This is a genomic window from Planctomyces sp. SH-PL14 (assembly GCF_001610835.1).
Lineage (GTDB): Bacteria > Planctomycetota > Planctomycetia > Planctomycetales > Planctomycetaceae > Planctomyces_A.
The window spans coordinates 816,123-837,411 of sequence record NZ_CP011270.1 but is presented as its reverse complement, the minus strand read 5'-3'; the positions used below and the strand labels follow the sequence as shown (position 1 = coordinate 837,411).

The following is a 21,289-nucleotide window of genomic DNA, read 5'->3' as shown; positions in this document are numbered from 1 at the left end:
TGATGCGGTAAGGTGGGCCGAGTAGGCGGGATGATCCTGCCGTGACGATTCTGTCGATTGCCTTGAAGCAGGTGAGTCAGGTTTTGCATGACGCATAACGACCTTCCACCGGCGAGTGTCGATAACTTTTGCGGGGAACCGCGAGGACTGAGCGCGTGATGCAACGATCGATCAGCTTTCCATCAGTGCAGCGAACCTGGAAGAAGCGGATCGCCGCCGGGCTGCTGTGCCTGGGGCTTCTCGGGACCAGCACCTGGGGCGTCGAGCCGCCGGCGGGGGGCTCCCTGTTCCCCGGTGAGGTTCCCGAAGGGCTGACGGACGTCGATTTCGAAAGCCTGGACGGAGCGTGGGCGGAGTGGGCCGCCGATGCCGCCGCCCGCGTGGAAAAGTTCTACGGGGCCGCGACTCCGACCGAGCAGCAGGCGGCCCTGGACGGACTCCGGGTCAAGCTCGCCACGATGAAGACTGCCCTCCAGGACCGGAAGTACGCTTCCATCCAGGGGCCGCTCAGCCGGCTGTACGCCCGCCTCCAGCGGCGGATCCGGATCGCGGAAGCGGTTCTCGAAAGCTCCCAGCAGGACGTCTCCAAGAAGAAGTCCGATGAGCTGACCGCCGCGCGGAAAGAGCTCGGCGAGCGGCTGTCGGCCCTCCGCAGCGACCTCAAGTCGGTCGCCGGCGGCGAGAAGTGGCTTCCCTACGTCGAGGCGGACGCCCTGACGCAGCTCGCCCAGGGAGCCGACGATCCGGCGCCTCAGCTCGAGATGGTCAAGCGGGTCAGCGGAAAGATCGGCAACCGGGGAACGCTTCCTCCCGATCAGCAGAAGTTCCTGGGGCGGAACGCTTTCGTAAACCTGAACTCGTCGCTGGTCCGGTTGGCGAGCGCCTCCGAACTGCCGGCGGGTGAAGAGGCCGGCAAGGCGTACCGCGAACGCCTCGGCGAACTGGTGACGGCCCTCGAGAAGTTCGAGACCGTCCGCTCCAGCACGTCGACCGAGGCGGTCCGCAGCGCCTACCAGTCCGCATCGGCCCTGTCGCCCGATGGGGCGACGCTGCAGGACGCCATGCGGGACGCGTACTTCAACTACAACCTCCGCGTCTTTACCGGCGAGGGGATCCTGCAGCGGATGTTCTCGGACAGCCGCCGCGAAGCGTCGTGGATCAACGACCGGGTCATGGAGGCGAGCGTCTCCGGCTACTCCTGCACCGACACGACGGTCAGCGTCGACGTGATTCCGGACGCCTCGAACGCCGCCTTCCTGCTCCAGGTCAACGGCAACGTCTCGGTCAACAGCACGGCCTCGACCGATCAGGCCTCGGTCTACTCTGTCGGACACCACCGGTTCCATGCCGACAAGCGGATCTGGACCGACGGCCACAACTTCTTCTCGTCCCCGGCGACGGTCTCCGTCTCCGCGAACACGCAGTTCACCGGCGCGAGCACCAAGGCGGACTGGATTCCGATCGTCCGGCGGTTTGCCCAGAGCAAGGCCCTGAGCGTCGCCAACTCCCGCCGCGGCCAGGCGAACTACCTCGCCGCCGACAAGATCCGGCAGCAGATCGGCCCGCGTCTCAACTCCGAGGTCTCCGACAAGTTCAACGGGGCTTCGATGGAGCTGGAAACCCGCCTCTACGGCCCGCTCCGCGAGCTGGGGGTCTATCCGGACGCGATGTCGCTCAGCTCGACCGACACGCAGATCGAGCTCCGGGCCCGCGTCATGAACCCGGATGAGCTGGCGGCCAACGCCCCCGCTCCCGGCGTCGTGACCGATGCCTCGGAAATGCTCGTCCAGGCCCACGAGAGCCTGCTCAACAACAGCATGGACCGGGCTGGATTCCACGGCCAGACCCTGACGGAAACGCAGGTCCGCGAGCGCCTCCAGGAGCGGATGAAGAAGCTCCTGGGCGACAAGTTCAAGTTCCCGGCCAAGGCCGCCCCGTCCGAAGAAGCCCGCCAGGAAATCACCTTCATCTTCGACAAGGAAGACCCGATCCGGTTCCAGATCGAAGATGGCGAAGTCAACCTGCAGCTCCGCACCGGCATGCACCGGGAAGGGCAGGAAGACATTCCGCCGCAGCTCATCATCATCCCGCTCGTCTTCTCCGTTCAGGGGGACGAGATCCTGATGGAGCGGGGCCGCGTGAGCGTCAAGCCGATCCCGGGTCAGCGGGTCGCCGAGCCGGGGATGCAGATCACCCGGGCGAACATCATGCGTCAGAACATCGAAAGCGCGTTCAAGACGCAGAAGTTCAAGGGGAACTTCGACGTGGGCAAGGAGCGGGTGCTCCGCCTCAACGTCAAGTCGCTCGTCACGGATGCGGGCTGGATCACCGCTCGCATGAAGTGAGGGAGTGGTCAGTTCTCAGTCTTCGGTTGTCAGTTCAAGGCTGACAGCGGGACTGGGAGCGGGTGACCTCCGATCGACCGAGTTTTCAAAAAAGCCCGAATCGGACCTGTTCCGATTCGGGCTTTTTCTATGATTCGGCGGACCCTCCTTCCCGGCTGCCGATGAACTACCTCGCCCACGCCCTCCGTTATCTGGACCGCCCCTGGTTCGCGGCGGGGACCGCCGTTCCGGACTGGCTCTCCGTCGCCGACCGGCAGGTCCGGGTCCGGTCGCGGATCCTGGAGCCGATCGTCGAATCGCTTGGCAGCCACGAGGAGCGGGAGATCGCCTACGGGATCCTCCAGCACCTCAGCGACGACCAGTGGTTCCACGCCACGCCGGGATTCGCCCTGGCGACGAACCGCCTCACCGCCGCGTTCCGGGCGCTCGATCCCGATCCGGACTTCCCCGCCAGCTTCCTGGGGCATGTCGTCATGGAACTGCTCCTCGACGTCGCCCTGATGGAGCGGCACCCGGGGGCCCTCGACCGCTACTACGAGGGGCTGCGGGAAGTCGACGGCCACCTGGTCCAGGGAGTGGTCAACCGGGCCGCCCGGACCCCGACGGAACGGCTCTCCCGTCTGATTCCGCTCTTCATCGAGGAGCGGTTTCTCGTCGATTACCCCGATCCCGAGCGGCTTCTGCGACGCTTGAACCAAGTCATGCGGCGGGTCAAACTGCCGGACCTCCCCCAGACGGCCCTGCCGGTGCTGCGGGAGGGGGCAGTCATCGTCGAGGAGCATTTTCACGCACTCCTGCCGGACGACCTGTTCACCTGGCCTACCACTGCATTGAGGACGCTCCAATGAAGTACGGGATGAATCTGCTCCTGTGGACCTCGGCGGTCGACGACTCGACGGCCCCGCTCCTGGAAAAGATCAAAGGCTGGGGTTACGACGGGGTCGAGCTGCCGGTGTTCGACATGACGCTGGCCAACTACCAGGCGGTCGGCAAGCGGCTCAAGGAACTGGGCCTCGGCGCGACGGCCGTGACGGTCTGCACCCCGACCGAGAACCCGATCTCGCCCGACGCCGGGATCCGGGCGGCGGGCCTCGCGCGGCTCAAGAAGGCGATCGACATGGTCGCCGCGGCCGGCGCGACGCACCTCTGCGGGCCGATCCACTCCGCCCTCGGCGAATTCACCGGGAAGGGGCGGACGGAAGAAGAGTGGAAGTGGGGCCAGGAGATCCTGGCCAAGGCGGCCGACCACGCCAAAGCCAACAACGTGACGCTCGTCGTCGAGTACCTGAACCGGTTCGAGTGCTACTTCCTCAACTGTGCCGAGGACTGTGCCCGGTTCACCCGCGAGGTGAACCACCCGAACCTCAAGATGATGTACGACACGTTCCACGCGAACATCGAGGAAAAGAACATCGGCGCGGCGGTCAAGGCGTGCGCGGACCAGATGGTCCACGTGCACATCTCCGAGAACGACCGCTCCACGCCGGGCGAAGGGGGCATCAACTGGGACGCCAGCTTCCAGGCCCTCAAGGACGTCAAGTACGACGGCTGGATGATGATCGAAGCCTTCGGCCTGGCGCTGCCGGACCTGGCGGCCGCCACCCGGATCTGGCGGCGGATGTTCCCTTCGGAAGAGCATCTCGCGACGAAGGGCCTGGCGTTCATGAAGGCCCGCTCGAAGTGATTGGCGGCCTGGGCAGAATCGGCGGATCAGGGGGGAGAGGCCGCGGTGCGCGGGCATCGCGGCCGGCTCGCCGGAGCCTGGTCCCGCGCCCCCGGTCCGCTTCCCGGGTGACCGCCTCATGATTCGCGCGAGCGGTTTGGGAACGGCGTTTTTCCTGGGCGGAGCGGCCGGGCTGCTGGCGGTCGAGTTCTCCGGGCCGCTTGGCCTGTTGACGCTCGACCGCGTCTTCGGCGTCGCCACGCCGCTGTGGTGCGGGATCTTCCTGGGGATGATGGTCCTGGGGAGCCGGCAGCTGTGGTTCGCGGATCACGGACCGGTCGGCTGGTCGCCGACGTTTCCGGGCCAGCGGTTCCGCTTTGCCGTCCTGTTCACCCGTCAGGACTGCCCGCTCTGCGACGAGGCGAAGGAGCTGCTGGCCCACTACACGGACTACCTGCCGCCGGTGACGGAGGTCGACATCGATCTCGATCCGGCTCTGCGGGAGCGGCTTGATACGTGGGTGCCGGTGCTGGAACTGGACGGGCGGGCCCGCTTCAAGGGGGTGATTAACGAGGTCCTGCTTCGCCGGCTCATTGAGGGGACGCCTCCGCTGCCGGAGTAGGGGTTGCGTTCCGGCGTTGGTCGAAATGGGACGGAGGTCCAGAGTCTACCGCGTTTGGCTCAACCTGCGTTCTTGCCGGCAAGGCGGTGCTCGCTCAAACCCAATGTGCTACGGCAGCCGGGGTCAAGGGGGCAACCCCTTGCCGCCGGAGGCACTTCCATGAGGAACCGTGGGACACGACGGACGTCCGCTTTGTGGTACCACCGTTGAGGACTGCCTCACATCACACCGCTGACTTTGCAATCCCCGCGGGTTGGTGAGGGGGCATCCGGCACGTTGTCCCCGCTTGGACATGTGCTCCTTCAGACAGTCCCCGACAGCCAGGCCTCCGGCGGGCAAGGGGCATTCTGCCCCCTGCACCCCCTGACCAGGGTGCCCCTGGACCCGGTGAGGTTCATTCGTCGCCGGCACGTCCCAGCCTCGCGGCCGCCGTTCACCCGATCGCCGCGAACTCCATTCGCATCCAGCGGCGCTTCCTCCAGACCTCCAGGCCGATCCCCGTCACAATCCCCGCCGTCAGAGCAACGAAGACCGGCCAGATCGATCCCCGCGTTCCAGGCTGATCCGGGACCAGCGTCGCCGGAATGATCACCAGAAGAGGCAGAGCCCCGAAGATCGTGATCGCTCCGCAGATCAGCGGGACCCACAGTCGGCGGGCCGTGAGGGCCCACATCAGATAGCCGTGAACGAGCAGGAACAAAGCTCCCATCGTCAACAGGAAGACGCTCCAGACTTCACCGTCCTCCTTGCGGTACACCAGGGCTCCTGCCCCCATGATGGTCAGCACCAGAAAGATCCGCCCCATGTCAATCGCCGTGGCGGACCACAGGCTGCCGTAAAGCCGCTGCCTCGTCACCGGCCGGAGGAACTCGGAGCACAGCATCGGGCGGCGCGCCACCCACTGGGCGAACATCCAGATCACGAAGATCAGGCCTCCCTGCAGCATGAGGAACGGCGCGGCGGCCTCGATCGACTGCCGTCCGGTCCGCTGGACGATCATCCCCGAGAAGCTCAGGACCGCCAGCAGCACGAGCCCCCGGGCGAACCAGAAGCCGCCGGGGTTCCCCGCGGCCAGCAGCGTCGTCAGGCCGAGATGAGACCGCCCGAGAACTTTTTCGAATCCCCAGTCCTGCCACCCTTCGGTGAGAGCCATCCCCCCGCCGCGGCGATTGAGGATCGGGTTCTGCCACGCAGTCTGCGTCGTCGGGATGAGTCCGGGAATGTTGGTCTGCCCGCGTTCGCTCACCACGCAGGCTTGCCGCGTCAGGCGGCGGAGCGCCCAGCTCGAAGCTGCGATCTCGATCAGCAGGGCCAGGCCCGCGACAACCCGCATCTCTCCTGCGAGGAAGGCGTCAACCGTGACCGGGCTCAGGTAGACGGAGACCAGCGCCATGCCGATCGCCAGGAATCGCCAGGAGGAGACCAGCTTCGCGACCAGCGTTCCGCTCGGAGTGACGTCGGACGCCGGCTGCGGAGAGATCATCAGCGAGACGATGGTCAGTGGGAGGACCACGGCGGCGAGCGGATCGGTGCCAAGCCAGATCAGCAGCGGGATTCCGACCAGCAGCAGGCCCGCGGTATAGACGAGCGAGACGCCCAGGTGCGCCGGCGCAAAACCGGGGGTCGTCCGCGAGAAGCTCATGCCGAAGGCGACCAGCGCCTGAAACCAGTTGATCATGCTGAGGAACATCAGCGCGATCCCCACGTAGAGGCTGCCATAGACCCGCTGCTGAAGGTAGCTGGTCCGCGGAAACGCCACGCCGGAATACCGGGAGGCGAGCGCCGACCGCAGGGCCGCCCCGTCCGGCATTTCGTCCAGGTACACGGCCCGCAGGTTCTTGAACTCGCCAAGAGCGTCCTGGGCTCCCTCGGTCAGCGGCAGGTTGGACGCCCCGGTCAGGACGAGCGTCCGGAGGGCGGGGGAGGTCCGGGCCAGCTGCCGCAGGTCCTTCTCCAGGTCCAGACGGGGGCCGATCGCCAGCCAGGTCAGTCCAGGAAGGGCAGGGACCGGGACGCGCATGGCGAACGCGTTCGTCAGGTCGAGCTCGCGGAGTTCCGACAGTCTTCCGAGGACTTCGGGGACGACAACGCTCGCGGCTTCGAGAGTCTTGGGGTCGGACGCCGAGGCGTTCCGCAGGGAGAGGAACTTCAGCTGCTTCAGTTCCCCCAGACGACGAAGACCGTCAACCGAAAACGGACAGGCGTCCGCTTTGAGATACCGCAGATGCGGCGCATGGACCAGGACCCCCATCTCTTCCCGCGCGGCGAAAGTCGGTCCGGGAGTGGTTCCGTCGGTCGGCTCGATCGTCCATCCCGTCGGCTGGATCGGGACAATCCGGAACGGCGTGGCGGGAATCGTGGGAGCGGAGTTCGAAAGATCGATCGCCTCGACCTGGCCCAGCCGCTGTTCGCGGGCGACGTCGAAGAACTCGCGGTAGTCCTTCAGGACCTCCCGCGGCGCCGCGACCTCCGGCAGGACCTTGACGATCCCCTGGAGTCGCATGCCGTAGAAGATCGTCACCGCGGGAGCCGCCTGCAGCAGCGCCAGCCCCGCCATCAGCCACACCCAGGGGCGTGAAAGATAGACCCGCAGAATGTTGAGCACTTTCGTCGACATGGTCGCTCTCCCCCCTCCCCCTCTGCATCCGTCTCATGACCGTCGCGCGGACGACATCAGGCGCCGCGGCGTGTCCATCCCCTCGTCCCGTTCCGCTCGCCGCGTTCAGCGGGCCCCGGACTTCTCATGCATCTCGAGAAAGATCTCTTCCAGGTTGAGGTCTTCCACTTCCACCGTCGCCTGCCAGCGCTGGGCCACATCGTCGAGGAGCGCGTCGTCCACCTGTGAGACGGCGACGAGCGCGTGCCGGCCGCGGACTTCCGACCGCAGGGCCCCGGCGATGGCGAAGGAGGCGGGCAGGTCCGCGCGGGACTCAATCCGCAGTCGCTTGACCCGTTCCTTGAGCGTGTCGAGATCGTCGTTGTAGACGATCCGCCCCTCCTGCAGGATCGCCACGTGCGAGGCGACCCGTTCGAGGTCCGACGTGATGTGCGTTGAGAACAGGACGGTGTGCTGCTCGTCCTCGACGATCTCCAGGATCGACTCCAGGAACAGCCGCCGGGCGACCGGGTCAAGACTCGCGACCGGCTCGTCGAGGATCAGGACATCCGGACGATGCGCCAGGGCCAGCACGATCGCCAGCTTCTGCTTCTGCCCGGTCGAGAGCGGAGCGAACCGGTCCTCCCGCGGAAGCTCCCAGCGGTTGAGGAGTTCTTCGGCCCACGCCTGGTCCCAGTTGCGGTAGAACGCCCCGACATACCGGACGAGGTGCTTCACCTTCATCCACGGGTAGAGCTGGACCTCCTGCGGGACGTACCCGAACCGCTCTTTGGCGGTGTCGCTCAAGGTCCAGGAGTTTTCACCGAGCAGCTCACAGTGCCCCGAGGTCGGCTTGAGCAGCCCCAGCAGGCACTTGATGAGGGTCGACTTCCCCGCCCCGTTCGTCCCCACGAGTCCGATGACCCGCCCCCGCGGAACGCGGAGCGACACACCGTCGAGGACGGTCTTCTGTCCGAACTGCTTGACGAGCTGATCGAAGACAATGACGTCATTCATGATTCGTATCCCGCAGGAGTTCCTTGACGACATCGAGAATCTGTCCGTCGGAGAGTCCCAGCTGTCGGCCCCGGACGACCCCCGGCTCCAGGTGCGGCCGGATCTCGTCCTGCCGCTGGCCAATCGAGCCGGAGGGGAGCGCCGCCGCGATGACCATCCCCTTGCCCCGGGCCCGCTCGACGACCTGCTCCGCCTCCAGCTTCGCGTAGGCCTTCGACACGGTCATCATGTTGACCCCCAGATCGGCCGCCATCTGGCGGACGCTCGGGAGGACGTCGCCCGGCTGGGCTTTCCCGCCGGCGATCAGGGCCCGGACCTGGTCCATGATCTGCCGGTAGATCGGGATCCCCGACGTTGGACTGACCTGGAATTGGAGTGAGTCTCTTTGCATAACTGTATTACAACAGTAATGCACTCGGCGCGGAGGTTCAACAGAAATCTCCCGCGATTTTTTCCCGTCGCGTTCGAGGCAGCGGCCCGGTCTGCTGGCTGTAGGGATGAAGAAGAGGAAACACCAAGGCACCAAGGAGGCACAATGGGCACCAAGAGGGAGGAAGGGTGAGATCCTCACACGGCCTAGAGCGATCCATTGCGCAAGACAAAGGGGGAATGACGCGACGAATCGCGTCACTCCCCCTTTGTGTCCTTGGTGCAATCTTGGTGTCTTGCTGTTTAACCCGTTCCTAGCGAACCGCCCCGCTCGGGTTCCAGACCCCCGAGAAGACTTCGGTCGCCGGACCGGTCATGAAGACATCTCCCCCTTCGGACCACTCCAGAGTCAGATCGCCGCCTGGGAGGTGGCACAGGACGGTCCGGTCGCAGAGACCATTGAGAATCGCCGCGACGGCCGACGCGCAGGCCCCGGTTCCACAGGCCAGCGTCTCGCCGCTTCCCCGCTCCCAGACCCGCATGTTGATCTCGCTGCGTGAGAGCACCTGCACGAACTCGGCGTTGATCTTCCGAGGGAAGGCGGGGTGCTTCTCGATCTGCGGGCCGACGCCGTGGACCCATTCGTCGGTGATCTGGTCGACGAACGTGACGCAGTGGGGATTCCCCATCGAGACGCAGGTCACTTCCAGCTTGCGGCCCGCGACTTCGAGCGGCGCCCGGACCGGTGGATCGCCGGGGAGCGTTGTCGGGATGTCGGCACTCCTGAGGATCGGCGACGACATGTTGACGCGGACGCGATGGACGCTCCCTCCTTCGACAAGCAGCTGGAGCGTGAGGACGCCGCGCCCCGTTTCGATCCGGAGTTCGTCCTTCCGGCAGATGCCGTGGTCGTGGACGAACTTGGCGACACACCGGACGGCGTTGCCGCACATTTCGGCCTCGCTCCCGTCGGCGTTGAACATCCGCATCCGGGCGTCCGCCTTATCGGACGGCCCGATCAGGACGAGGCCGTCGCCGCCGATCCCGAAGTGGCGGTCGCTGACGGCGATCGCGGTGGCGGGGATATCGGCGGGAACCGGCTCGGCGAAGCAATTGACATAGACGTAGTCATTGCCCGCCCCGTGCATCTTGGTGAAACGCATCTTTTCGACTCTGACTGACTCTCGACTGGGAAGTGCTAAAGGATATCGTCCAACGTCCTTGCCGGCACGGCTATGTTCCCTCAAACCCAACGTGCTACGGCAGCCGGGGTCAAGGGGGTCTCACCCCCTTGCCGCCGGAGGCGCTTCCATGAGGAACCGTGGGACACAACGGACCTCCCCTTTGTGGAACCGGCGTCGAGGACTCACCGCCCGCTCTGGAATCCTCGCGGGTTGGTGAGGGGGCATGCAGCACGGTGTCCGCGCTCGGACACGCAATCCTTACGACGGTTCCCGACGAGACAAGCCTCCGGTGGGCAGGGGGACTGTATTGTGCTTTCGGAGCCCCCTTGCATCCCCCACCAGGGGCCCCTGGCCCCGGTGAGGCCCATCTCGTCGGGGGCGCAATAGACGCTCGCCCGCCGCTGAGTGGAATGCTTCCGCTGGAATCTTCAGGATATACCCGCGTCGAAGTGCCGATTCTGTCGGACCACGCCGCGCCTCAAATGGAGTTCCCACAGTGTCTTCCGGTCTCGAGCCCACCCCCCACTCCCCCCTGTCGCACTCGTCCCACCCCTCCCACGTCCATCTCCCGCAATCCCCCTCCCGGCCCCGCACCCTGTTTCAACGGGTCGTCGAGTTCGCCGGAATCCGCCGCCTCAACCTCAAGGCCTACCGCGATCACGTCCGCGACCACTACGACGGCCCCGCCGGCGCCATGCTGCATCTCGCCAGCATCGCCTCGCTCCATGAACCGCTCGTCGGCCGACTCCTGCGGAAACAGCGGATCAACGTCTCCGGCCGCAAGTCGATCCTCGACATCGGCGCCGGAGCGGGCCAGATCCTCAAGCACCTCCTGACCCTGGCCGACGCCGACGCGAATCTCATCGCAATCGACCTCTCGACGCAGATGCTCGTCCGGGCCCGCCGCCGGATGCGGAGCACGCGGCCGCACTACGTCGCCGCCGACATGACCAGGCTGCCGTTCGCCGACGGAGCCTTCGACTGCGTCACCTGCGGCTGGGTGATGGAGTACCAGCTCGACCCCCGTCCCGCTCTCCGCGAAATCGGCCGCGTCCTCCAGCCTGGCGGCAGTCTGTACATGCTGGCGACCGAAGACACGTTCCAGGGGGCGTTCAACAGCCGCACCTGGAAGTGCCGGACCTTCAACCGGGCCGAGCTCCGCCAGGCCTGCGAGGAATGCGGCCTGCCGTGGTCCCAGCAGATCTACTTCACGCGGCTCCACAAGGCCCTCCGGGCCGGCGGGATCATCTTCGAGGCCCGCAAGGAGGCCTGAGCGATCTTCCGGTGAGGCCGGGGGCGGCGTAGCGATCTCGACCGCGGGGCCGATTTCGGCCGGAATCGCGAAAATCTTCCGGCGTCCGGGACGTTAAGGCGGGGATGAGGCCTGATTCTGTTCCGAGTCCCGGGATATGATGAAGGGCCTCCTCTGCGCGGTTCGCACATCCCCTCGATCCCGGACCCCTCATGGCCCCCGCAACTCAGCCCCATCGGACCTTCGCCGTCGGCATCGACCTGGGGACGACGTACTCCTGCATCTCCTACCTGACTCCGCAGGGACAGCCGGTGACGGTCCCGAACCAGGAAGGGGAGCTGACGACGCCGTCGGTCGTCCTCTTCGAGGGGGACGAGCCGATCGTCGGCTCGGAGGCGCTGCGGAACGCGGTGCTGCACCCCACGCGGGTCGTCCAGCATGCCAAGCGGTATATGGGAGACCCCCACAAGTCGTGGGTCATCGACGGCAAGACGTACCGGCCCGAAGACATCTCCGCATTCGTGCTGAAGAAGCTCATCTCGGCGGCGGAGGAGCGGCTGGGGGGGCCGATCACGCAGGCGGTGGTCACCGTTCCGGCCCAGTTCGGCGACATCCAGCGGCAGAAGACCGAAGAGGCGGCCCGCAAGGCGGGGCTGGAGCGGGTCGACATCATCAACGAGCCGGTCGCCGCGGCCCTGTGCTACGTCCTTGGGGAAGGGATGTGGTTCGCGGAACTGGCCAACGACCAGACCGTGATGGTCTTCGACCTCGGGGGCGGGACGTTCGACCTGTCGCTCGTCCGTTACAACAAGCAGAAGGTGACGGTCGTCGCCAGCGGAGGGGACCTGAACCTCGGGGGCCTGGACTGGAACAAGGTCATCGAGACCTTCGCCTGCGACAGTTTCACGCGGGAGCTGGGGGACGACCCGCGGCTCGACCTGGAGACGATGCAGGCTCTCTACCTTGAGGTGGAGCAGGCCAAGCGAAGCCTGAGCGTCCGCAGCAAGGCCCTCATCACCGTCCAGCACATGGGACGGCGGAAGGTGGTGGCGCTGGAGCGGCTGGCGTTCGAGCAGCAGAGCTCGTCGCTCGTCAACCGGCTCGAAGAGATCACGCGGGCCCTGCTGCGGGACAATAAGCTCGGCTGGGCCAAGGTCGACGCCGTCCTGATCACCGGCGGGGCGACCCGGATGCCGATGGTCCAGGGGATGCTCAAGCGGATCAGCGGCACGACGATCAATGCCACGCTCTCTCCCGACCAGTCGATCTCGCACGGGGCGGCGTATTACGCCGGGATGCTCCTCAGCGGGGAGAAGTTCGCCCGTTCGATCCTGAGCAAGGACGCCTCCGCCCGCCTGGCCCGGTTCCAGCAGCAGAGCGTCTGCGCGCGGCACCTGGGGATCCTGATCCGCGACGGCCTGGGCGGCGATCGCGTGCCGCACTACCTGATCCCGGCCAACACCCCGCTGCCGTGCGCCTACAAGCAGACCTTCGGGACAGTCGTCGAGAACCAGCAGCGGGTCCACCTGCACATCGTCGAGAGCGGGACGACGCTCGAGGAGCCGTCGGTCCGGCTCGGCGAGTGCGTGGTCGAGGATCTCCCCTCGGGCCTTCCGGTCCAGACGTCGATCGAGGTGACGATCCGGTACGACGAGCAGGCGCGGGTCCACGTCTCCGCGGTTGAACCGAAGAGCGGCCGCGCGGCCCGGGCCTCGATCATCCGCCCGGAGGCGGTCATCGTCCGCAGCGGCGGAGTTCCCCCGGCGGAAGCGAAAAAGACTTCGTCCAAGTCCGGTTCGGCCCAGGCTCCTCCCGCGGCAAGCCGCCCCGCCGCCGGGAAGCCGGACGCGGTCCCCAAAGAGAGCTCGAAGTCGAGCTCGCGGTTCCTCGAAGAGGCGGAACGGCTCATTCCGCTGTGCAACCAGTGCGGCGAGCCTCTGAATGTCCGCGGCGTCTGCACGGCCTGCGGCGCGGTCTCGCCGAGCGTCACGCAGAAGAAGATGACCTTCCGTCCCGCCAAGCCGGGGAAATCGGCTCCCAAGGCGACCCGCGAAGATCCCCACAAAGCGGAAACCGAACCGATGGTCCGCCCGCCCGGCGGAAACCGCGGCGGCTCGTGAGCCGATCGCCCGCCCGAACCGAAGGCCTCCCGCCGGCCACCGCCGCTCTGGACGGGGCAGGGGAGGCGATTTACGAGCGCGCTGAAGAATCTTCGTTCGGACGATCGTTATAAAGTCGCCGTGTCATTGACGTTCAGGCCGTCAACCCACAGACTCTCTGGTGGTCGCTCACCGTTAGACGTCATCACAGCAATCACGGCATCCATGACACCCAAGGAAGTTCTTGCGCTCTGTCGGCGGGCGGAAATTCGAGCGGTCGACCTCCGATTTATGGACTTTCCCGGCACCCAGAAGCACTTCACGATCCCCGTGAAGGAGCTGACGGAGGACAGCTTCGCCGAAGGCTTCACGATCGACGGCTCGTCGATCCGCGGATGGCAGGCGATCAACGAGAGCGACATGCTCGTCGTTCCGCAGGCCGAGACCGCCTACGTCGACCCGTTCCATCAGTCGACGCTGGTGATGACCTGCAACATCCAGGAGCCGATCACCCGCGAGGACTACGCGAAGGACCCCCGGAACGTCGCCCGCAAAGCGGAGCGGTACATGCTCTCCACCGGGATCGCGGACGTGGCGAGCTTCGGCGTGCAGTCGGAGTTCTTCATCTTCGACAACGTCCGCTTCGACCAGAACGACCACGAGGGTTACTACCACATCGACAGCATCGAGGGGGAGTGGAACCGTGGCGCCCCCCAGCAGGGGACGAATGCGGGCTACAAGATCCGCAAGAAGCAGGGCTACCTCCCGATCCCCCCGAGCGACACGCTCCAGGACCTGCGGACCGAGATCATGCTCGCCCTGCAGGAATGCGGGGTCGACGTCGGGGCTCAGTACCACGAGGTCGCGACCGCCGGGCAGTGCGAGATCGACCTCAAGTACGGTCCGCTGGTCCGGTCGGCGGACCACCTGCTGCGGATGAAGTACATCGTCAAGAACGTCGCCGCCCGCCACGGTAAGTCGGCGACGTTCATGCCGAAGCCCCTCTGGAACGACAACGGCTCGGGGCTGCACCTGCACCTCTCGCTCTGGAAGGCGAACCAGCCCCTCTTCGCGGGATCGGGCTACGGCGGCCTCAGTGAGACCGCCCTCTACGCCCTCGGCGGGATCCTGAAGCACGCTCCGGCCCTGATGGCGTTCTGCTGCCCGACGACGAACAGCTACAAGCGGCTCGTGCCGGGCTTTGAAGCCCCGATCAACCTGACCTACAGCTTCCGGAACCGCTCGGCGGCGGTCCGGATCCCGGTCCACAAGTCCCGGCCGGGGAACAAGCGGTTCGAGTTCCGCTGTCCGGACGCGTCGAGCAACGGCTATCTCGCGATGGCCTCGATCCTGATGGCGGCCCTCGACGGCATCCAGCGGCAGATCGATCCCGGTCCGCCGCTCGACAAGGACATTTACGATCTCCGTCCGAGCGAACTCGAGGCGTTCCCGAAGGTCCCGGCCTCGCTCGAAGAGTCCCTGGCGGCCCTCCGCGAGGACCACCAGTTCCTCCTGCGGGGGGACGTCTTCACCGAAGACGTCATCGACACCTGGATCTGGTACAAGCAGACTCAGGAAGTCGACGCCATCCGCGAACGCCCGCATCCGTGGGAATTCGCGATGTACTACGACATTTGATCGATCGGCGTCCGGCCGCGAGCTGCGTTCGCGCGGCCGCGTCGCCCGTACGAAGAAGCAGCTCTCATTCGTCCGGAGTCACGGTCATGGTGGCAGAAGCGGATCTCGGCGGCGGCGGCGATGCTCGCGAGAAGGAAGCCCAGGCGATCCGGGGGCTGGCGAGCGCCTACTCGCGGATGCGGGAGGAGATCGGGAAGGTCATCATCGGCCAGAACGAAGTGGTCGATCAGCTCCTGATCGCCCTCTTCAGCAAGGGGCACTGCCTTCTGGTCGGTGTTCCCGGGCTCGCCAAGACGCTGCTCGTCAGCACGGTCGCCAAGATCCTGCAGCTCTCGTTTCGCCGGATCCAGTTCACCCCCGACCTGATGCCCTCCGACATCACGGGGACCGACGTCCTCCAGGACGACCCGGAGACCGGCCGCCGCACGTTCCAGTTCATGCAGGGGCCCCTCTTCACGCACATGCTCCTGGCGGACGAGATCAACCGGACGCCCCCCAAGACCCAGGCGGCGCTCCTGGAGGCGATGCAGGAGCGGCACGTCACGGTCGGCTCGAACACCTACCGGCTGCCGAGCCCGTTCTTCGTCCTCGCCACGCAGAACCCGATCGAGCAGGAAGGGACCTATCCGCTTCCCGAAGCGCAGCTCGACCGGTTCATGTTCAACATCGTGGTCAAGTACCCGACCGCGGCTGAAGAGCTGCGGATCCTCAAGCAGACGACGAGCGGCGACGAGCCGCAGCTCAAGCACGCCCTCACCGGCGAGCAGATCCTGGCCCTGCAGGAAATCGTCCGCAAAGTCCCGGTCGCCGAGCACGTCTTCGTCTATGCCCGCGACCTTGTCCGGGCGACGCGGCCGAACGAAGAAGACGCGACGAGTTTCGTGAAGCAGTACATCTCCTGGGGAGCTGGACCGCGGGCGGGGCAGTACCTCATCCTCGGCGCGAAGGCCCGGGCGATCCTGGAGGGCCGCTTCCACGTCTCGACAGACGACGTGAAGGCGGTCGCGGCTCCGGTCCTGCGGCACCGGATCGTGACGACGTTCCAGGCGAGCAGCGAAGGGGTCTCGCCCGACAACGTCGTCGAGCAGCTGATCTCCGCGATCCCGGTCGATCTCCACGAGCGGGGCAAGAAGCTGACGCGGGTGTAGGGAAGTTGTCGGTCGTCAGTTTTCAGTCGACCGCTTCTTCAGCTCGAAGATCTGGAACGCATCGCTCCGAGGAGCGTCGATCTCCTCCAGACGCTCGTTCAGCACGCGAACGCGAAACTGCTGGCGGGCGTCGTCGAAGAAGAATCGCGACCAGTACCGCCCGGGCTCGCCGAGCCAGCAGATGCCGTCGGGCGTCAGCATCCGGTCAATGACTTTCAGCAGCAGGGGATGGTTCCCCCGCTCGTAAGTCACTTCGCAGCCCACGATGACCGGAAACGTTTCGCTTCCCGGCGCGTTCCAGTCGAGCTGCAGGACGTCGTCCGCGGAGAACCCGTTCACCAGGGCGTTGTACCGGCAGAGGAGGCAGGAAGTCGGGTCGTAGTCGCTGTAGGTCACGACATCCCCCGCCTCCTGCATCGCGAGGCCGACGATCCCCGTCCCTGTGCCGAGTTCCAGAACACGCTCGCCCCGTTTCCAGGGGGGCCTCTCCAGCGCCCTGATCATGGTGTAGGACGAGGGCCACACGTACCCCCAGTAGGGCATGTAGCCGTTCTTCTGGTGCGCGCGGATCACGTCCGGATCGTCCAGCAGGACGTCGGGGGTCGCCGGCTTCAGGAGCCGCAGGTCCCGGGATCCGGCGCGGAAGGTTTCGACGGTCCATCCCCCCGGCAAGGCGGGAAGAGGCGGAAGGTCGAGCTCATGGAAGGGAGCGGGAAGCGTGGCCGCGGCACTGGTCATGTCGCGGCGGGTCCCAGGCGGTCGCGGAGGAACGCGGCCCGCGCGGCGTTGCGGTCCTTGGACTCCAGCGACGTCTGATGCAGCTTCTGCAGATGGGCCGGCTGCGTGTGGATAAACAGCACGTTGAGGTCGGGAATCGTGACGCCGCTGACGAGGCCCAGCGACAGCCCGAGCCGCACGCTCGAGAGGAGGTGCATCGTCTCTTCGGCGGTGATCGTCCGGGCGTTCTGCAGGACCCCGAAGGCCCGCGATACCTTGTCGTGCAGCTGTGCCCGGGCGTCCTTGAGGAGCGCCTGCCGCGCCCGCCGCTCGTAGCTGAGGATGTCCGGCACCATCCGCTTCACGTTCGCCAGGATCTGGGCCTCGGAGCGGCCAAGCGTCGTTTGATTGGAGATCTGGTAGAAATCTCCCATCGCCTGGCTCCCCTCGCCGTAGAGGCCGCGGACCGCCAGTCCCATCCGCTGCATCGCCTGGAAGACCTTCTGGATCTCCTTCGTCATGACGAGGGCGGGGAGGTGGACCATCACGCTGACCCGCATCCCGGTCCCTACGTTCGTGGGGCACGCCGTCAGGAAGCCGAACTGCGGGCTGTAGGCGAACGTCACCGCCTGCTGGAGGGAATCGTCGACCGCATTCGCTTCCTGCCAGCACTCGTCGACGGCGAAGCCGCTGCGGAGGGACTGCATCCGCAGGTGATCCTCCTCATTGATCATGACGCTCGTCGTCTCCGACGCGTTGATCGCCACGCCGCGGGGCCCGGTCCCTTCCGCGTGCTCGCGGCTGATCATCTGCCGTTCGACGAGGAACTGGCCGTCGAGCTGCGTCAGCTGGTCGAGGCGGAGATAGGTGAATTCCTGGTTCGCGAACTGCCGGCAAACCGGCTCGCGCAGCAACGACTCGACCGCCGCCTTGGTCTCATCCGAGGCGCGGGGAGGAAAGGGATCTGCGCTAACGTTTCGGGCCAGACGGATCCGCGTCGAAATGACGACGTCGGACTCCGGTCCCGACCCTCGCAGCCACTCGCCGGTTCCCTTCGCCAAAGTGTCGAGTTCCAACTCAAATCTCCTGCATTCCACCGCATGTTTAGTGCAATGCGGTCCCAACGTCCAGCAGGCTTCAATTCTAGGCGGGACAGGGGGTTCCGCGGAGGCTACTTGCCGATACAGAAGCGGGCGAACAGCCGGTCGAGCACATCCTCGTTCGAGACTGCCCCGGTGATCTCGCCGATCCGGTCGAGCGCCTGCCGCAGCTCCATCGAGATCACCTCGTCGCCGAGGTCGCCGTCGAGGGCCGCGATCGCGGATTCAAGGGCCGTCAGGGCGGCCCGCAGTTCCTCCCGGCACCGGACGGCGGTCGAGGGGATGATCTCGTCCCGCCGACCAAAGTCCCGCCGCGCCCGGCCCGCGATTGCCCCGATGACTTCGGCCATCCCGAACCCGGACTTCACGCTGCACGACACATGTCCCCGCGGCCCGTCGCCAACTCTCTGCGTTCCGGCGTCGCATTTCAGCAGCAGGTCGAGGTCCGGCGGCCTTGGGAGCCGCGCTCGAAGCTCGCGACTCGCGGCCTGCTCCAGCTCTGTTGCGTCGGCCGCGTCGCACCAGATCACGACATCTGCCTGTTCAAGCCGCGACACCCGCTGCCCGGTTGCCTGAGCCATGATCTCGTCCGACGGTGCCTCCCAGCCGGCGGTGTCGAACAGGTCGACCGACAGTCCGTCGATTTCCGCCATCGCCTGAACAACGTCGCGGGTGGTCCCGGCGACATCCGAGACAATCGCCTGATCGCGGCCGGTGAGAGCGTTGAACAGCGTGCTCTTGCCGGCATTCGGCAACCCGACGAGCACGACCTGCGGCCGGGCGGCGTCCCGATGACGGGTTTCCGCAACGCGGAGGAGCGTGGCGACGTCGGTGATCGTCTCCTGGACTCGCCGCCGGACATCCGTGCGGCTGACGAATTCGATGTCCTCTTCCACAAAGTCGAGCCCCGCCTCCAGGTCCGCCAGATCGCAGAGCAGCTGCTCGCGAAGGTCTCCGAGCCGCCGCGACAAGCCCCCGGCCAGTTGCGTCAGCGCCGTCTGGAGCTGGTGCTCGCTCTCGGCGTCGATGACGCCCAGCACCGCCTCGGCCTGCGTGAGGTCCATCCGCCCCGCCAGGAAGGCCCGCAGCGTGAACTCCCCCGGCCGAGCCAACCGGCAGCCATTTCGGACAAGGCGTTCCAGCGCCAGTTCCAGGATCGGCGGCGAACCGACGAGGTGCAGCTCCGCCATCGGCTGCCCGGTGTAGCTGCGGCTCGTCGGCCAGACATGAAGGTCCACCGGAACCGACCGGCGGAGGTCGGCCGGTCCCTCCGTCAGGGTGAACGCACGTCGCGTCCGGCGGGCCGCGGTCGGTGAGGCGGCGGCCTCCTCATCCGTAGCCGGCAGGAGTTGCTCGACCACCGTCACGACATCGCGTCCGGAAACGCGGATGATTCCGCGCGGAGCGCGGCCCGGAGCGGAAGCGATGGCGCAGATCGGCTCGTCGAGGTCCATCGTCGCGAGTGACTTCCTTCCCTGAGCCCGTTACTTCGCGGCCGGATCGACGACCGCGATCGTCGCACCGGACCAGAGGTGAATCATCTTCACGAAGTCGGTCATCGGATTAGGAGACTGATCCGAGAGGTCCGAGTCCCCCATCTTGAGATGGCCCGACCGGACGTCGACGATCTCCAGCGCGGAGTCGAACGGGACCCAGGCGCCATCGACGTAGGCTTCGGTCCACATGTGGCCGCCAAACGCCTTGATCGGATCGACGTAGACCAGTCCGATGGCGACTCGCGAGGGAATCCCCTTGGCCCGCAGCAGCGCGGCGAGCAGGACGGAGTGCTCCGTGCAGTCGCCGGTCAGCGACTCTGCGACTTCGGTGGCGGTCGCCATTGCGACGGAGAAGGTCTTGTTCTTTGTCCGCCGGTGGACAAAGTGCGTCAGCCCCTTGGCAATCTCCCGCGGACTCTGGCCAGCGGCGTCGTACTCATCCGCGAGGGCGCGGACCTTCGGGTTGTCCGAGTCGAGGAACGAGTTCGCCTCCCGAAGACTCTTGGCGGGCTCGGGCTGCGGCTGGGGCCGCACCCGCGAGACGGTCAGAAGCGTTTCCGAAGGGGTCTTGCGGGTCACCTGCTGGCCGTCCCGTCCGCTCTCGAACAACGTTGAGGGATCGGCGGAGGTGGCGGTGATGCGGTAGGTCACGGTCTCGGCGTGGTGCGGATCCGGAACCTCGACCTTGATGAGGCCGTCGAGGCCGATGTCCAGTTCCGACTCCGGGATCGCCTTCAGGGCTTCGGCCTCAGACACCGCGTAGGTCGTCATGCCCAGGACGTTCGTCTCGAGCTTGGCCACTTTCCCGTCGGGCTCGCTGAAGATCAGCATGTCGACGCCGGGGGTGATCGAGTTCTTCATCTCGGTCCGGTCGAACTTTCGGACCGATCCGTCGAGGAGCTTCGTCTCTCCGGGCTCCAGGGCCTTGAGGCTGATCGTGGCGACCTTGGCAGTCTCGGGGGAGAAGATCTTGAACGTCGCGCTTTCCCCTGGCTTGAGGGGATGTTCCTCCAGGTACCGTTCCTGCCAGGCGGGGGAGCGGACGTCGTCGCCGATCTCGACGCGGGACTTCGTCACGCGGCCCGAGTTGCGGGTCTCCAGGAGGAAGGCGTTTCCTTCGGCCCGCCCGGTCATTTCAGTTTTGCTGATCGGCGGGTTCTCGGAGATGAACGAGGAGCTCAGGAGTCGGCCGGACTTGGGGTCCTCTTCGGAGGACTGCCGGACGATCATTTTGAGGGAGACGCCGAAGCGTTTGATCGTCATGGCGACGAGGGTGTCCGAGATCAGGACTTCCTGGCCGTTGCGGGTGACCGTCCGCGTGTTGGAGCTGGAGTATCCGACCCGCTGGCCGCCGAGGAAGATGACCTGCCAGTCTTCGCGCGGCTTGGAGGTCTCGGAATCGGCGCGGGCCGGATGGAGGGTGATTGAGCAGGCAGCGAAAAGGAGGAGGGCGGAAACGAGCGATCGCATACGGGCTCCGAACGGAGGGCTGAGGGTGCTGGAACACCGTCCCGGGGGGAATGTTAGGATTCTATTCACATCCCGTGGACGATTTGAACACGATCTCGGCAGAACGATAGCCAGCATCCCCACCAACCGGGTCCAGGGGCACCCTGGTGGGGGATGCAAGGGGGCAACGCCCTCTTGCCCGCCGGAGGCCCTCTCGTCGAGAGATGTCTGAAGGAGATCGTGTCCAAGCGCGGACAGCGTGTCGTATGCCCCCTCACCAACCCGCGGGGATTCCGATGCGAGCGGGAAGTCTCAACGCCGGTTCCACAAAAGGGACATCCGTTGTGTCCCACGGTTCCTCATGGAAGTGCCTCCGGCGGCAAGGGGGTAGGACCCCCTTGACCCCAGGCGGCCGTGGGACGTTGGGTTTGAGCTATCGAGTCGTGCCGGCGAGGACACGGCTCAGCTTTGGCAATCTGCGAAATCTGCGGGAGCCCTACGGGAAAGACCGATTTGACGCGAGCTGACGGTTTCACCGCGTCGATCCCATGAAGCGCGTCCCGCCAAAAACGGGGCCAACACCGCTCCCGGAGA

Annotated in this window: 16 protein-coding genes; 8 read left to right on the top strand and 8 right to left on the bottom strand. The window is 66.1% G+C overall.

The genetic code is table 11. The features are described 5' to 3' along the window. Positions 1-158: 158 nt before the first annotated feature. From VT03_RS03365 to VT03_RS03350, 4 genes are all read left to right on the top strand, one after another. Positions 159-2,345, top strand: coding sequence for a hypothetical protein (locus tag VT03_RS03365; protein ID WP_075091683.1), 2,187 nt, complete (start codon positions 159-161; stop codon positions 2,343-2,345). A gap of 161 nt (positions 2,346-2,506) precedes the next feature. After that, positions 2,507-3,193, top strand: coding sequence for an ACP phosphodiesterase (locus VT03_RS03360; protein WP_075091682.1), 687 nt, complete (start codon positions 2,507-2,509; stop codon positions 3,191-3,193). After that, positions 3,190-4,029: a sugar phosphate isomerase/epimerase family protein gene (locus VT03_RS03355; protein ID WP_075091681.1), complete on the top strand. Its 840-nt coding sequence runs from the start codon at positions 3,190-3,192 to the stop codon at positions 4,027-4,029. The genes VT03_RS03360 and VT03_RS03355 overlap by 4 nt, the downstream gene beginning before the upstream one ends. A 118-nt stretch (positions 4,030-4,147) precedes the next feature. Then, a complete protein-coding gene (locus VT03_RS03350; protein WP_156514256.1) occupies positions 4,148-4,630 on the top strand; it encodes a glutaredoxin family protein in 483 nt (160 codons plus the stop codon). A gap of 433 nt (positions 4,631-5,063) precedes the next feature. On the opposite strand, the gene VT03_RS03345 is transcribed toward VT03_RS03350, so the two are convergent. The 4 genes from VT03_RS03345 to dapF form a co-directional block, all read right to left on the bottom strand. Further along, entirely contained in the window at positions 5,064-7,247 is a 2,184-nt protein-coding gene (locus VT03_RS03345; protein ID WP_075091680.1) for a hypothetical protein, read from the bottom strand. A 105-nt stretch (positions 7,248-7,352) separates the two neighbouring features. Beyond that, positions 7,353-8,243, bottom strand: coding sequence for an ABC transporter ATP-binding protein (locus tag VT03_RS03340; protein WP_075091679.1), 891 nt, complete (start codon positions 8,241-8,243; stop codon positions 7,353-7,355). After that, positions 8,236-8,634, bottom strand: coding sequence for a GntR family transcriptional regulator (locus VT03_RS03335; RefSeq protein ID WP_075091678.1), 399 nt, complete (start codon positions 8,632-8,634; stop codon positions 8,236-8,238). Before VT03_RS03335 ends, VT03_RS03340 begins: the two co-directional genes overlap by 8 nt. A 292-nt stretch (positions 8,635-8,926) precedes the next feature. Next, positions 8,927-9,775, bottom strand: coding sequence for a diaminopimelate epimerase (gene dapF, locus VT03_RS03330; RefSeq protein ID WP_075091677.1), 849 nt, complete (start codon positions 9,773-9,775; stop codon positions 8,927-8,929). Between the two features lie 517 nt (positions 9,776-10,292). Between dapF and VT03_RS03325 the strand changes: the two genes are divergently transcribed. The 4 genes from VT03_RS03325 to VT03_RS03310 all read left to right on the top strand — a co-directional run bounded on the left by VT03_RS03325 (position 10,293) and on the right by VT03_RS03310 (position 15,933). Beyond that, positions 10,293-11,069, top strand: a complete 777-nt coding sequence (locus VT03_RS03325) for a class I SAM-dependent methyltransferase (protein WP_075091676.1) — start codon at positions 10,293-10,295, stop codon at positions 11,067-11,069. A 191-nt stretch (positions 11,070-11,260) separates the two neighbouring features. Further along, positions 11,261-13,168, top strand: coding sequence for an Hsp70 family protein (locus VT03_RS03320; RefSeq protein ID WP_075091675.1), 1,908 nt, complete (start codon positions 11,261-11,263; stop codon positions 13,166-13,168). Between the two features lie 204 nt (positions 13,169-13,372). Continuing rightward, complete coding sequence (gene glnA / locus VT03_RS03315; RefSeq protein WP_075091674.1) at positions 13,373-14,785, top strand: type I glutamate--ammonia ligase; 1,413 nt, start codon at positions 13,373-13,375, stop codon at positions 14,783-14,785. Between the two features lie 86 nt (positions 14,786-14,871). Continuing rightward, a complete protein-coding gene (locus VT03_RS03310) occupies positions 14,872-15,933 on the top strand; it encodes an AAA family ATPase (RefSeq protein ID WP_075091673.1) in 1,062 nt (353 codons plus the stop codon). Positions 15,934-15,948: 15 nt separating this feature from the next. On the opposite strand, the gene VT03_RS03305 is transcribed toward VT03_RS03310, so the two are convergent. The 4 genes from VT03_RS03305 to VT03_RS03290 all read right to left on the bottom strand — a co-directional run bounded on the left by VT03_RS03305 (position 15,949) and on the right by VT03_RS03290 (position 20,716). Continuing rightward, positions 15,949-16,671 (bottom strand): class I SAM-dependent methyltransferase, encoded by a 723-nt coding sequence (locus VT03_RS03305; RefSeq protein ID WP_075091672.1) that lies wholly within the window; start codon positions 16,669-16,671, stop codon positions 15,949-15,951. After that, entirely contained in the window at positions 16,668-17,726 is a 1,059-nt protein-coding gene (locus tag VT03_RS03300; RefSeq protein WP_075091671.1) for a protein arginine kinase, read from the bottom strand. The genes VT03_RS03305 and VT03_RS03300 overlap by 4 nt, the downstream gene beginning before the upstream one ends. A gap of 95 nt (positions 17,727-17,821) precedes the next feature. Then, entirely contained in the window at positions 17,822-19,204 is a 1,383-nt protein-coding gene (locus tag VT03_RS03295) for a tRNA modification GTPase (RefSeq protein WP_075091670.1), read from the bottom strand. A gap of 30 nt (positions 19,205-19,234) precedes the next feature. Continuing rightward, positions 19,235-20,716 (bottom strand): transglutaminase-like domain-containing protein, encoded by a 1,482-nt coding sequence (locus tag VT03_RS03290; protein WP_075091669.1) that lies wholly within the window; start codon positions 20,714-20,716, stop codon positions 19,235-19,237. Positions 20,717-21,289 lie beyond the last annotated feature (573 nt).